Consider the following 14,394-nt stretch of genomic DNA (forward strand, 5'->3'; position numbering starts at 1 on the left):
GCTATAGCTATAAGACTGGATTACCTCAATGACAATGGTACCAACAGGACCTTTACAAGGTACAATTATGTGGGTGACATTCAGGACATCAGAAACACACCGAATTCCGCCTCTTATCTTAATCTGAAAACATTAAATAAATTGTATCAGGTATACCTTGACTATAACAGGCAGCTGGGGGCTGATCATAGAATAAACTTTACGGGGGGAGGATCGATTGAAAAAACCAAAATCGAAGGCCAGACAACCTATGGTTATAATTTTATAGGCAATGACATCTTTACCTTAAATCTTGCTGACAGAACGAAAGCTGCTTATGCAAACTTTACTGGTAGACTAAGCAATCAGGCACTAGGCTCGTACTTTGGCAGGTTCAGTTACTCTTTCAGGGATAAACTGGTTTTAGACCTTACGGCACGTGCTGACGGTAGTTCCAAATTCTCACCGGATAAGCGCTGGAGTGCGGTATTCCCATCAGCTGCACTGGCCTACAATTTATCTGAAGAAAGTTTTATCAAGTCACTCAATACTTTTGATCTGTTAAAGCTCAGGGCATCCTGGGGTAAAATGGGTAACCAGGAAATTGGGCTGTTGGGTCTGTATGATTACATACCCTTGATCTCCATTGGTGGAAATTATCCTATAGGTAGTCCAAATTCGGGGTTAACCGGGGCCAATGCTAATCCAGCGTCTACAGATAGAACCTGGGAAACAATTGAAAATAAAAATATAGGTATCGATGTGGCACTACTTAGTTCCAAACTTAATTTTTCGTTTGATTATTATAATAAAACGAATAATGATATGTTGGTTGACATTGCTGTTCCTGCAACTTATGGCGGTACCGCACCTTCCTCAAACCAGGGAAAGTTGGTCACCAAGGGATTTGAAACCTCAGTCACCTGGAAAGACCAAGTGGGTGCTTTTCGTTACAGCGTATCGCTACAGCTTAGTGACAGCAAGAACAAGTTGGTGGAACTGAAAAATCTGGACAATTATCAGGAAGGTCTTAATAAATTCAGACAAGGTTATGGCATCTGGTCTTATTTTGGTTATGTGTACGAGGGTATCATTCAAAATCAGGAACAGCTGGATAACTACAAAAAGCTTACGGGTGTTCCTGCCCGCGTAGCCATTGGTGATGTAATGTATCGTGATGTTGACGGGGATGGAAAGTTGACTGCTTTTGGCGACAAATCAAAGGGTCTTAATGGTGATATGGTTTATCTCGGTAACCTGATTCCCAGGTATACCTTTTCTTCTAACATTAGCATAGGATTTAAACAATTAGACCTTCAGATGTTTTTGCAGGGCGTAGGAAAGAGAGATGTAAGGTATGAGGGTAACATTGCTACCCCAAATACATTTTACTGGCCTTCGCTTTCTTACTACAATGGAAAGACCTGGACGCCAGAGAGAACGGATGCTAAATTTCCACGATATCTTCCTGGTGGTGTAGGTTATGATGACATCAGAAGTTATGATTATCGCGCTTCATCTCTCACGATGCAGAATGTAGCCTATTTAAGGTTTAAGGTGATTACCCTGGGGTATAACCTGCCGGCCAGTGTTGCCAACAGTTTAAAAATGAAAACTGCCAGAATATTCTTCAGCGGTCAGGATCTTTTTACCATTTCAAAAGGAACATTTGGAGGGAACTTTGATCCGGAGGATGGCTTCAGGAATGAGGGAACTTATCCTTTCAATAAAGTGTATTCGCTGGGTCTTACTGTTAAATTTTAAACGCAAGCTTTATGAAACTTAAATATATTAATCATAGGAAATTATTAATTGCAGGTGTGTTTATCCTTGCTGCGCTTTTAAACGGATGCAAAAAAGACCTTAACCTGGTTTCGGAGGACAGTATCACTGATGCTACATTCTGGAAAACGGGTGCAGATTTTAAGCTGGCTGCAAATAATCTATATAACGGACTTGACCGTTTTGGCTTTGAGGATACTGAATCAGATATAGCATTTAATTTTCCAAATTCGGTAAGTAACGGAAACCTGCAGCCTGCAGAGTCAGTGGTACTCTGGACAGACAGCTATGGCTATATTCGGTCATCGAACAACATCATTGAAAAAGGATCGGCAAGTACAGATGCTGAAATAAAAAGATATGTGGCAGAAGCCAAATTCTTCAGGGCATGGTACTACTGGAAGTTACTGAGGCTATATGGTGGAGTGCCATTAATTACAAAAGTCTTGGCAACTGATGATCCGGCTTTATTTACTCCCAGGTCAAGCAGAACGGAAACTGTTGATTTCATTCTTAAAGATTTACAGGAGGCCAAAGCTGATCTACCTATGCAATCGGCTCTCGCTTCTGTGGATGTTGGTAGGATTACCCAAGGTGCGACGCTTGCTTTAACTGCACGTGTGGCATTATTTGAGGGGACATGGGGGAAATTCAGGGCTGATGGCAATGCTACAAAATATATTGATGCTGCGATTGCTGCTTCAAGGGAGATCATGAACAGTGGTACATATGGTTTGTACACAGGCAAGGGCGCGCAAAGCTATCGTTACTTATTTTTGGAAGATGGCGACGACTCCAGGGAATCGATTTTGGACAGGAGATATGCCCGAAATATCCTGGGACATGATATTCCATATCAGTATGATGGGAACGGTTATAACCCGACCAGAAAGATGGTTGACCTTTATTTAGATAAGAATGGATTGCCCATCACAGCTCCAGGAACGGTTTTCAAAGGTTACGGCACTTTTGTTTCTGAATTTCAGGACAGGGATCCCAGGATGACCATGACGATGATCATTCCGGGAACGTTAACCAACAGGGTTTTCTTTCCCGTAAATAAGATTGCCAACTGGCCTGATAAGCCGCAACGTAATTTCAATACAGGATATATACTCTATAAATATATGTCGGAAGACCCAGTGGCCAATAATTCCGGACAAAATGGAGATGCCAGTATATTTGACTTTGATCGCCACCTTATCCGCTATGCAGAAGTGTTGCTTATTTATGCAGAAGCAGTTTTTGAAAAAGCAGGAGCAATAAGCGACGGTGATCTTGATCTTTCGATTAATAAGCTCAGAGATCGTGCGGGTATGCCGCATTTGACCAACACTTTTGTGGCTACCAATAACCTTAATATGAGAAATGAGATCAGGAGGGAAAGAACTGTTGAACTCACTTTGGAAGGATTCAGGTACGATGACTTGCGCAGATGGAAAACTGCTGAGACTGAATTGCCACAGGATGTTAAAGGAATTAAAATTACTGGTTCTGACTGGGCTGGGAAAGCACCTTACAGCGATCCAAGCTACCTGAGTAAGGTAGATGCAAATGGTTTTCTGATTGCTGAAAAAAGCCGAAAATTCGATCCAAATAAGGATTATCTTCAGCCGCTTCCGACTAAAGAGGTCGCCTTTTATCAGGCTAATGGCCACAAATTAGAACAGAACCCTGGCTGGTAGGATGATTTTACGCTCGAGCTGGCCGACTGTTGTCGGCTGGCTTTTTATACAATAATGATTAAATGAATTAAAAAATAAATTATATGTTCAAAAAAGTGAGTTTATTAAACTTCTTGGTTATCTGCCTGATGTCTTTGGCATTTGGACAGCAAGCAAAGAAATCAGCTTCTGGAGGGCTTATGGGCCATCGATTTTTAACTTTTAATACTATAATAAGGGTAAACCAGATTGAAGTATCACGGGATCGGAGTGTTGGCGAGGATGAGCGGGCTTTACATACACCTGAAAAAGTTATTGCTTTCAGAAAAGCCGTGGAAGAGGGTTTTCCTGGAGCCAAGATGACCTGGGCGTTTAGCTGGCTGGCGCTGAATGACAGCACAGAGAATTATAAAGAAATCCGGAAACTCGTTGTTGGCTATCACCGTGAATATGGTGACGAGATAACGTTTATCCCCGGTGCTTATTTTGCAAATGCTTATAATACTACTGAGCAAGTAAATAAGGACCTGCATGACGGACTTGCACTTGTAAGCCGGATGGTAGGCAACAGCTACCGCCCGCTTAGTATAGTAGCGGGTTTCCTTTCTGCAAAAAACCAACAATACCTAGCTGAAAAAGAAAATATACATGTTTGCCAGGGCAACATCTGGAGTCAGTTTGCGATTGATAACCAGGATGGCGATGGTTCTGTTTCTTATCCCTTTTATCCTTCAAAAGAGCATTTTTGCAAACCTGCACAAGGTAAGAGCGATTTTATTGATGTAGTTAATCTGGACGGGTGGACTGTGGATTTTTTAGCCGCCAGACGACAAGGTTTTGCAGAAGGTTTTAACAGCCGTATGGGAGTTGGACCTATAGAAACATTAGGTAAGCACGGAAACGAGATCGGCCTGAAAGAAATGCTTCATGCTACTGCTATCCATTTTGATAAGGGCTTTGAATTGAATGGGTTTGGTTGGGTTACTAATTGCTGGGAATTGTCTCTTCCTTATGATGCTGCCCGGTTGAAGGATTGGCTAAGCAGTGTAAAAAAACGCTGGCCGGATACAAAAGTGATTACCCAGGGAGAGTTTGGTTTACTATGGAGATCCCATTACAAAAGCAACGATTTCAACTATCGCTTTGTAGAAAAAGGGTCAGGAATTGGTGGTTCGGATGCCAATCTTGAGATTAGTTGGTTTATGAACAAGGATTTCAGGCTGGCATTGCTTAGGGACTGGAAACTTAATAGCCCGAAGTTGGTAGTTGACTTTACCCGTTACGATTTGAATGCAAGGGAGCCAATTGGAATGACGAGAAAGTGGAGCTTAATGGGCGATATTAATCAAAAACAAACCCGTCCGCAGGATAAGCCCGTTCCGTTGAATAAGCTGCCGGAAAAATCAAATTTGATTATAAAAAAACGATACCCAAATTTATTAAAAGGGTTGTAATTTAAACATACAGGGTGATACACAGAAAGCTAAATTTTCAGAAGTGTTGATATGTAAACACTTCTGAAAAGAAGCCTAGCGATCTAACCATTTTTTGAATTCTGCAACTTTGTTCTTGCTGATGATGACCGGTTCGCTGGTCTTAGGATCGGTAACTATTCGCAACTGATTTTTACCGTATACGAAAATAGTTTTGATTGACCTCATGTTGATGATGAACTGTCTGTTTGCTCGGTAGAAGATATCGTTGTCCAACTGCTTCATCAGTTCGTCAAGGCTTATATTGGTAGAGAACTGCTTGTTGTCGAAAGTAAATATAAGAACGGTACTCCCGTCTAAAAAGAAATAGGCGATCTCGGACACATCCAGGTGTATAAGTTCATCTTTATGGTAGGTGATAATCCTTTTCCGACCGTTTTCCTTTTCTCGTTCAGGGTGCTGAACCAGTATCTGATCCTGCAGTTTTTCCTGCAAGGTATTGAGTTGCAGGTTGAGTGTACTCAGGCTGTTGATCTTTTCATTAAGGCCTGCGATTTCGTCTTCCAAGGCCTGTTCATGCTTGCTGTAAATCCTTCTTATCAGCAATAGGCAACACGTAATAATGATCAGGGTACTAAGCAGAAAACCAATGCTAAACTGCTTATATAGATCGGAAAGTTCCTGGTGCATTACCTCGATATTTGCATGGGAAGCTACAATCCAGTCGCTGCCTTTTACGGGGTACACATTTACGATTTCCGAGCTTCTGTGTTGGCTTTTGGGAAAGTTTCTGATACCACCGAGCTTTTTCTGAGAACTGATGACCTCGCTAAAGGAAATAGAATTTTTTCCTTCACCCAGATCAAGTTGGGAGTTGTTTTGTTCAATTTTTTGCCCTATAAGCGCCGGATTGGGATGGCAAAGTTCGATGCAGTTCTTATCATACATACAGATGAATTCGCTTTGCACGTCGGTATTCTCGATACTCTGCTGCAGGTTCCGTATCACTTGTGGCTTTTCAATTCCAATGAGCAGCTGTTGTTCCAGTAATCTGCCAATCTCCCTGCTTTCACGTTTCCCAGATTCCATCTTGCTGGTCCAAAGTTTTTCACTGGCAACCTGGTAAAGATAGCGGAAAGAGAAAAAACTGATCAACAATACCGTGGCAGTAACGGTTATGAAAACGTAAATATGCAGTCGGGTCTTATTCATTTGGGATGCTTGAGTAAAGTTCACGTACAAGAAGGGGTGTGTGAACTATAAATTTGTGTAAGCCGAATGTCCTAAAAATATGGACTTATTCAAAGAAAAAAAATCGGCTTTACCGGCTAATAATTCCCTTTAACAGGAAAACATTGGTTCAATCAGCTCGTAGAGAGTAGTTTTGTTTCATCATTATCTAATATAAGTAGTATATGAAACGTAAATGGAAAATTATTATTTGTATCGCACTTGCCTTAGTATGCCTGCAATTTATAAGGCCAAAAGAAACCACAGGCTCGGCATATGGCGTGGGCAAGCAGCTAGGTGGTGTGTCCAGAGAAGTAAACGGAATCTTGCAGACTGCTTGCTTTGATTGCCATTCTAGTGAAACGCGGCTACACTGGTATGACAAGATTACTCCTGTGAATTTTCTGGTCGCTTCGCATATCAGAAACGGTAGAAAAGCGCTCGATTTTTCGAATTGGGATTCGCTGGCTACCGCGCAGCAAAGTGCTGCGCTTTACTATGCGCTCAATAAGATCTTGTCCGGAGAGATGCCACTGCCAAGCTATACTGCCGTTCATCCTCAGGCTAAGGTGGATGAAAATGAGATTGAAACATTAAAACGTTACCTACTTTCCATTTCTTACGGAGCTAAACAAGGTAAAGTTGCGCCAAACAACCCTAAAGAAATAACGGCTGTGGGTGTTAAGCCAGAGCGGGAAGTTAAACCATCTCCTAACGGGATAGCTTATATTCCAGATTACCGAAATTGGAAGGCAATAAGTACTACGGACCGTTTCGACAATGGAACATTACGTATTATTTTTGCAAATGAAACCGCCGTAAAGGCCTTGCAGTCAAAAAAAACAGATCCATGGCCGGATGGGAGTATTTTTGCGAAGACTGCCTGGAAGCAGCAACAAAATGCTGATGGAAGTATTTCTGCCGGGAAATTTGTACAGGTCGAGTTCATGATAAAAGATGCCCGTAAATATGCCAAAACAAAAGGATGGGGCTGGGGAAGATGGAAAGGCGACGATTTGCTGCCTTACGGAAAGACTTTGGATTTTGATACCGAATGCGTTTCCTGTCATCAACCTCAGCGAGATAATGATTATGTATTTACCAGGCCAATAGACCTGTTCAATTTTAAAAATTAAACGATCATGAAAAGGAAATCAATTATAGGAATGATCTTATTCGGTTTGGCGCTAGCATTAGGCTGCAGTTCGGAACGTAGCGACAGTTTGAATGATGAAGCCTCAGTTGGATCTGTTCAGGGACTACCCGAAAATCCCTTACTACTAACCGCTCTAACAACAAGCATTCGTCCTGATAACGGTACCACGTCTACACTTTATGGAAATGAGCTAGCCGTACGCCATACGCACACGCAAGAGAATAGCTATCCGGCTGGCACGATTCTGTACAATGTTACCTGGAAACAAAAAGCAGATCCTCACTGGTTTGGTGCCCGTGTGCCAGGGAAAGTATTTTCGGTCGAGCGTGTTTCGATCGGCCTAAGTGGCGAAATGGTATATGAACTCTATAAGGGGAGCCCTCTAAGGTTGGTGCCGGCTTCGGATCAGATACAAAGGCTGTCGCAAGTCTTATCCATTCAACAGGCAATATCGCCATAGGTCAGATAGGAACTATAAAATTTCTATTTCTTTCTCTTCAAAGGTCTCAAATATTTGTGCAATGATTATATTTCTTGTAAGATCTGCATTTGAAATATCCTTGCACCAGAAATATATTTTTATGCTGCTGTTTACCTTACTCACAGGACTGATCATAATTACGGGTTCCTTGTTTACAAAGACGTTATCATTTTTAGTAATAATATCTCTGATCTGATGTACTACTTCAGTTGAATTGAAAGGTTTAGCGATAGTTAAAGAAATGTCTATACGCATTTGGTTATTGCTAAGGGTCCAATTGATGATATTGTTCGACAAAATGGCCCCGTTGGGAATAATAATCTCTGCACCTTCGTCACTAAGCAGTGTACTGGCGCGGACACCGATTTCCTTAACCCTTCCTTTTTTATTGCTTAGCTCTACCACATCTCCGATGCGGATAGTTTTATCAAAAATAAGGATGATCCCCGATACGAAATTGCTTACGATATTCTGTAAGCCCAGCCCGATACCTAYACCAAGGGCGCCAAGGATTACGGTGATTTTGTCAATTGGCAATCCAGATGCTGCCACAGCAATAAGGAATCCTCCAATGAGTAATACCAATCGTGTAATTAGCAATTTCGAGCGCTCTCCTTTATTGTCTTCTATTCCATCGTCGCCGGTATCTCCAAAGAAGTAGGCAATGTACTTCTGTAAAAAGTTGGCAATCCAAATGATGCCTAAAAAGAGTACAATACCGCCAAAGGTAAAAGAGAAGTTTCCTATAGTTCTTTTTTCATTAAGGATCTCCATTAAAGATTCATAAAGACCGTTAAAAATATTAAGATTGGTGGTAAATATCACAAACCAGATAATTGTAGCACCAACACCGGTTAGCCTTTTAAGGCCTGCGATAACAGGGTGCCAATCGAAATACTCAGGATAGCCTTTGCGGATTCTGCTACTTTTCATTTGAAGCAGAAAAGCCTCCACCAATACTTTCGCAAGAATGGTTAAGGATATGGCATTTAGCAAGGAGTTTACACCTGTCGAATAAAAAATTTGGGTAAGTGTGAAGCGGCCAAAAATATTGCATAAAGTAGCAATGACTGCAAATATGGTATAGATAAATCCCGTAAGGAGTATCATTCTATATTTTTTTGCCTGCTCATCTATCTTCTTCAAAATAATGACGCCGTAGACGGTAGAACTGAGACTAAGGAAAAGAAGGAGCCAGCGTTGATATCTTGGTGGCATGCCTAAAAGACGCAGAAAAACAGGTGCAAGAAGAAGCAGTACAAATATGCACCAAGGGTAAAATAATTTTGACGATAGTTTTTTACGAAAAAATGCTGTCAGCAAAACTGCAAGTAAGATCTGTACCGATTCGATATAAAGTGCCGGGGCCATGAGGTCAAAAATCGGCGCCAGCGTAAAGAGCATGATAAAGGTAATTAGATAGGGTTGCGGACTGAGTAAAGAGAAATCGTCAACTGCTTCCAACCTGTCGCGTTGTTTCATGCTTCTGAAATTGAAAAATACCCAGAAGAAGAAAGTAGCACAGGTAAGGAACAGTAAAAAACGGCTGCTGCGGGTGTATACAAAATAATAGCCTGATATTTCCTGTTCCCCATTGATAAACTTGCGGAATCCAACACCCCTGGTCTTACCACTTGCTGATTCCCAAAGGTAACGTCGTTCTTTTCCGAAAGCTTTTATACTTACTGCATCAAGCTGGTTATCGGTAAGATACATTAACTCCTTAATGTTTATCAGATTGGCCGATGTTCGCGCCTGCAGGTTATTAATTGACGATGTTGTTGTCTTTAGCAGACTGTCCATTACCACACGTTTTTTCTGTAGCTCTGCAAATTGATCTTTAAACATAATGCGCATAGAAGGCAGCGTAAAAAGTTTAATCAGCACGGTGTCTTTGCGTAGATTAAGAATTTCCGTTTTTAATTCCCTTAACTCTTTTTCGTATTCATCCAGATCCGACAGGCAATCTTTGTTGTTTGTTTGAAGTTCTTTAAGTAAGGTCTGATCCATTTGCAGGTTTTGCAAATTCAACATTCTTTCACTTTGTGTAAGCCTATTTTTGAGTAAGGCAAGAGCAGCCTCATCTTGTGTTAAATGTGCCGTTATGGGATTTAGTTTCTTAAAAGAACCAACTGTAACGGGAACTTTGTTTACCGTTTCGAATACCTTCTCTAAATGAATCAGATAATCGCCCTTTGTCAAGGTTGCAGAGTCAGAAAGGATAGAAATGTCCTGACCTTTATCCATTGCCTTATTTTTCTGTGCAAAAGTAGAGACGGAAAGGCACAAGACCATTACCAGGGATATTGTGAGGTGAATTGCTATTGAAAAAGGATTTTTTATTGTCATTTGATCCATAGGAAGTATTGAAGATGTATCCAGAATATAAAAATGCTTTGGATTGTCAAAAATAGTTAATACAATTGTGATAATAGGTTAGAAAAAAGAATTCCATATAAAATCCTCATTGTTTCCTGCACCATTACCGAAGACTTTTCTGAAGAAATATTTTAGCCAAGTATGGCCGCAGTTAGTTGGTATATTGTATATAATATATATTGTATATTTGATCATCATTTAAAATTTGCAACATTGAAAGATAAAATACAATCCGACTCATTAAACCAGTTAGCTGATCCGACATATTCCAGGGTACGGGAAAAATTAAGAGAAGATATTCTTTCTGGTTATTTTATTTCGGGAGAAAGGCTAAAGATCGCTGAGTTGGTTGAGCGGTATAAAGTAAGCCAGATGCCCATAAGAGAAGCATTGCAACAATTGCAGGGTGAAGGATTGCTGATCATTGAGCCAAATAAAGGAGCCCATGTCAGAAAAGTTGATCAACAATTTTTAGAAAATATTTATGAGATCAGACAGCTAATTGAAGTTTATCTTACGGTTAAGTGTATAGAAAACTTAAAGGAAAAGGATCTGAAGCAGCTCAATCAACTGCAAAAAGGATATGAAACAGCAGCAGCAAAGAAAGATCATACCGGCTGTTTACAATTCAATAAACGGTTCCATTCTGCAATTTATGAATTGGCCAATAATGCTGAAGGTTTGCAGATATTGGAAAAACACTGGCAGTTGATCAATACGTTACGCCTGACTTATGGCTTTGGTGTAGAGCGGACAAATGAGGTTATAGAGGAACATCGTGCAATAATTAGCGCCTTGGAAAACAGAAATCCCATAGAAGTAGAAGCTGCAGCCGCCAGGCATTGCGTTAACGCCAAAGCCGACCTTCTACGTCAGATAGGAGATAGATTAAAATAGGATTTATTCATTTCTGAGGTAAGATAGTTAGGATGTTGTTAATGAAACGCCAGCTATTTTGTGGTATTTATAAATGTTTACTTTCATATTGTATATTGTATACAATATACTAAATTTGAATTATTATGAAACGCTGCCGGTAGAAATTATAAGTACATTATTATGAAGATCACTGAAATTAAAACCTTTATTTGCCATTCCTACAGAACGAACTGGGTGTTTGTGAAAGTAATCACAGATTCTGGTCTTTACGGAGTAGGTGAGGCAACGCTGGAAATGAGGGAATTAACTGTTGTGCAGGCGGTAAATGAACTTAAAAGATATTTAATAGGTAAAGACCCTCATCATATAGAAGCAATCTGGCACGATTGCTACCGCGATGCCTATTGGCGGGGTGGGGTAGTTTTAATGAGCGCACTGGCTGCCGTTGATATGGCATTATGGGATATCAAAGGCAAAGATCTGGGGGTGCCAGTCTATCAGTTACTGGGCGGAAAAGTAAGAGATGCTGTTCCATGTTATGCAAATGGATGGTTTGCCCCGGCTAAAACGCCCGAAGAATTTGCTGCAAAAGCTAAGGAAGCCGTTAAAAAGGGTTTTAAAGGTCTTAAATGGGATCCTTTTGGTTCGGCCTACATGAACCTGACCAAAAAAGAATTTGCTTACGCTTTGAAGTGCATTGGTGCTGTTACAAATGCTGTTGGAAAAGAAATAGATATTTTAATTGAAGGTCATGGACGATTTAACATGCCGACAGCCATTAGGGTAGCTCATGCCCTGGAAGATTTTGACATTACCTGGTTCGAAGAGCCTATTCCACCAGACCACATGGAAGGATTGGCACAATTAAGAAAGAAAACTAAAGTTCCGATTGCAGCAGGGGAACGTCTATATAGCAGGTGGGATTATCGAAGTTTTCTAAATCAGGATTGTGCAGATTTCATTCAACCTGATGTGAGCCATGCTGGGGGTATCTCCGAACTAAAAAAGATTGCTGCGATGGCTGAGTGCTATTATATTCCGCTTTGTCCTCACAATCCTAGCGGACCAGTAGCAAATGCAGCAACCTTGCATATTGCAGCTTCCACACCTAACTTTCATTTTTTGGAAACGATGAGCAGTGATGTACCTTATCGAAACAAAATAAGTACTGAAAAAATTGAATTTACCAATGGAATGATGCAAATTAACGATTTGCCAGGTCTTGGAATAGACATCAATGAAGAGGCAATCAAGGAGCATACATATGAACCAAGAGACTTAAGGCATTACAATGGTAAGCTTACTGAAATCAGACCGCAAGATGCCATTGGCTATTTTGCTTAATAATTTTCTAAAATGAAAAATGATCAGATATAACGCTCCACGTAACTTAAAATTGAAATCCTTTAATTGGGAGTTGATTATTCTGCTGTGGCTGGTCTTTTTCTTTAATCAGGCAGACCGACAGGTATTTAATGTGATCCTGCCGCAAATTAAAATAAGTCTGCAGCTTACAGACGCTGAATTGGGTATGATCGCTTCTGTATTCATTTGGGCGATAGGATTATGTGTGCCTTTAAGCGGATATATTGGTGATGTTTTTAGTAAGAAAAAAGTGATCATTTTTAGTCTGCTATTATGGAGTGTTGCCACTTTTTTTACCGGATTCAGTGCAGGATTGATCCATCTGGTAATACTTAGAGGAATTGTGGGAAGCAGTGAATCTTTTTATGCTCCGGCGGCCAACGCGCTTATAGGTGATACATATAAGGATAAAACAGGGTTTGCAATGGCCATACATCAGACTGCACTTTATGCGGGGATTATCATGAGCGGACTGATTGGCGCATTGATAGCAGAAAGGTTTGGGTGGAGTGTGGCTTTTTACATTTTTGGAGGAATAGGAATTGTACTCTCCATTGTACTTGTTGTAAGGTTTAAAAAAGACATTTTACCTGATACTGATTCGTTAGTAATCAAGAAAAAGGTGACCGTGTTTGACGGCTTAAAAGGATTATTTCAAAAGAAAACAGCAGTATTGCTGACTATGGCATTTGCCTGTATGATATTCGTGAATGTGGGCTACCTAACCTGGGCGCCAACATTTTTACATGAAAAATACAAGCTCTCTCTAGCAAACGCCGGCTTTTCCTCCATGTTTTATCATCATGTTTTTGCATTTTTGGGGGTGCTGGCCGGCGGGCGCTTTTCTGACTACCTGGCGAAGACCAATATTGGTTCAAGATTAAAATTGCAAGCATTTGGATTATTGTTGGGCAGTCCTTTTATTTATCTGCTGGGATCAGCAAATGAGCTGATTTGGGTGTATACAGGTATGGGTCTTTTTGGTTTTTTCAGAGGCATTTATGACTCCAATATTTACGCATCTTTATTTTTGGTCACGGCACCTGGAGTAAGGGCATCTGTTTCTGGCGCGATGATTATGTTTGCTTTTTTAATAGGCGCTTTTGCACCATGGATCTTAGGGACGATAAAGCCTACATTAGGATTGTCAAGTGGTCTATCAGCGCTCTCCGTTGTTTATTTACTGGGGAGCATTTTTATTTTTATTGCATTAAGATTTACCCTGGCCAAAGAAATACATGTGGATGCAGAGGCAAAATAAATTTAATTAGTATCATGAGTGAATTAACTGGAAAAACTGCATTAATAACAGGTTCTTTAAGGGGGATTGGCAAAAGTATAGCCCTAACCCTGGCAGAAAAGGGAGCAGATATTATACTTAACGACCTGGCTGAAAGTGAAGACCTTGAAGAAATAGTGAACGGGGTAAGGGCTTTTAACCGCAAGGTATTCTTTAAAGCTGCGGATGTAAGTAGAGAAAAAGATGTGGAAGCACTCTTTTCATTTGCTAAAAACAGCACGGGCAAACTAGATATCCTGGTCAATAATGCAGGAACATCTCAAGCCCAAGATATTTTTGACACCAGTCTTGATGATTGGGAACATGTTTTAGGAACCAATCTCACGAGTTGTTTTCTGTGCGCCAAGTATGCTATGCAAATCATGAGAGAACAGAAAGATGGTAGGATCATTAATATTAGCTCAGTGGTTGGGCAACAGGGGGCACTATATGGCCATGTACATTATTCAGYCAGTAAAAGTGCAATTTTAGGACTAACAAAAACACTTGCCAGAACTGGTGCCCCATTAGGGATCAGAGTAAATTGCATTGCCCCGGGTATTATTGAAACCGATTTACTTACCCAAACACATGGAAATGAAGGAATTGTAAGAATTGCTGAGAATGTACCTTTGGGTATTGGACAGCCACGTGATATTGGCCTGGCAGTCGCTTTCCTGGCAGGTGAGGGTGGTAATTATATTACGGGAGCAACCATTGATATTAATGGGGGACTTTATTTTCGTTGAGGGTTTTTTATCTAAATG

The 14,394-nt window shown here is 40.6% G+C and carries 11 protein-coding genes; 9 read left to right on the plus strand and 2 right to left on the minus strand.

The window, feature by feature from the left end:
* The 3 genes from AC1DDX_RS11225 to AC1DDX_RS11235 all read left to right on the plus strand — a co-directional run.
* Positions 1-1,743: SusC/RagA family TonB-linked outer membrane protein (locus AC1DDX_RS11225; protein ID WP_477622047.1), on the plus strand; the 1,743-nt coding region annotated here is incomplete at its 5' end.
* A gap of 11 nt (positions 1,744-1,754) precedes the next feature.
* Entirely contained in the window at positions 1,755-3,446 is a 1,692-nt protein-coding gene (locus tag AC1DDX_RS11230) for a RagB/SusD family nutrient uptake outer membrane protein (protein WP_172660064.1), read from the plus strand.
* Between the two features lie 83 nt (positions 3,447-3,529).
* Positions 3,530-4,879: a DUF3863 domain-containing protein gene (locus AC1DDX_RS11235; RefSeq protein ID WP_172660065.1), complete on the plus strand. Its 1,350-nt coding sequence runs from the start codon at positions 3,530-3,532 to the stop codon at positions 4,877-4,879.
* Positions 4,880-4,954: 75 nt separating this feature from the next.
* On the opposite strand, the gene AC1DDX_RS11240 is transcribed toward AC1DDX_RS11235, so the two are convergent.
* Positions 4,955-6,070 carry a LytR/AlgR family response regulator transcription factor gene (locus tag AC1DDX_RS11240; RefSeq protein WP_337716782.1) on the minus strand — a complete coding sequence of 372 codons (1,116 nt, stop codon included), beginning with the start codon at positions 6,068-6,070 and terminating at the stop codon, positions 4,955-4,957.
* A 203-nt stretch (positions 6,071-6,273) separates the two neighbouring features.
* Between AC1DDX_RS11240 and AC1DDX_RS11245 the strand changes: the two genes are divergently transcribed.
* Positions 6,274-7,224 carry a cytochrome P460 family protein gene (locus AC1DDX_RS11245; protein WP_172660067.1) on the plus strand — a complete coding sequence of 317 codons (951 nt, stop codon included), beginning with the start codon at positions 6,274-6,276 and terminating at the stop codon, positions 7,222-7,224.
* Positions 7,225-7,230: 6 nt separating this feature from the next.
* On the plus strand, positions 7,231-7,704 hold the full coding sequence (locus AC1DDX_RS11250; protein ID WP_172660068.1) for a hypothetical protein: 474 nt from the start codon (positions 7,231-7,233) through the stop codon (positions 7,702-7,704).
* 12 nt (positions 7,705-7,716) lie between these two features.
* Here the strand turns inward: AC1DDX_RS11250 and AC1DDX_RS11255 are convergent, their stop codons facing one another.
* Positions 7,717-10,074: a mechanosensitive ion channel family protein gene (locus AC1DDX_RS11255; RefSeq protein WP_477622048.1), complete on the minus strand. Its 2,358-nt coding sequence runs from the start codon at positions 10,072-10,074 to the stop codon at positions 7,717-7,719.
* Positions 10,075-10,317: 243 nt separating this feature from the next.
* Here AC1DDX_RS11255 and AC1DDX_RS11260 point away from each other — a divergent pair, with 243 nt between their 5' ends.
* The 4 genes from AC1DDX_RS11260 (at position 10,318) to AC1DDX_RS11275 (ending at position 14,376) form a co-directional block, all read left to right on the plus strand.
* Positions 10,318-11,001 (plus strand): GntR family transcriptional regulator, encoded by a 684-nt coding sequence (locus AC1DDX_RS11260; RefSeq protein WP_337716785.1) that lies wholly within the window; start codon positions 10,318-10,320, stop codon positions 10,999-11,001.
* A gap of 162 nt (positions 11,002-11,163) precedes the next feature.
* A complete protein-coding gene (dgoD, locus tag AC1DDX_RS11265; RefSeq protein WP_172660070.1) occupies positions 11,164-12,327 on the plus strand; it encodes a galactonate dehydratase in 1,164 nt (387 codons plus the stop codon).
* A gap of 19 nt (positions 12,328-12,346) precedes the next feature.
* Positions 12,347-13,609, plus strand: a complete 1,263-nt coding sequence (locus AC1DDX_RS11270; RefSeq protein WP_172660071.1) for an MFS transporter — start codon at positions 12,347-12,349, stop codon at positions 13,607-13,609.
* Positions 13,610-13,623: 14 nt separating this feature from the next.
* Positions 13,624-14,376, plus strand: coding sequence for an SDR family NAD(P)-dependent oxidoreductase (locus AC1DDX_RS11275; RefSeq protein ID WP_477622049.1), 753 nt, complete (start codon positions 13,624-13,626; stop codon positions 14,374-14,376).
* Positions 14,377-14,394 lie beyond the last annotated feature (18 nt).

It is taken from the genome of Pedobacter sp. 10L46_2 (assembly GCF_056395165.1).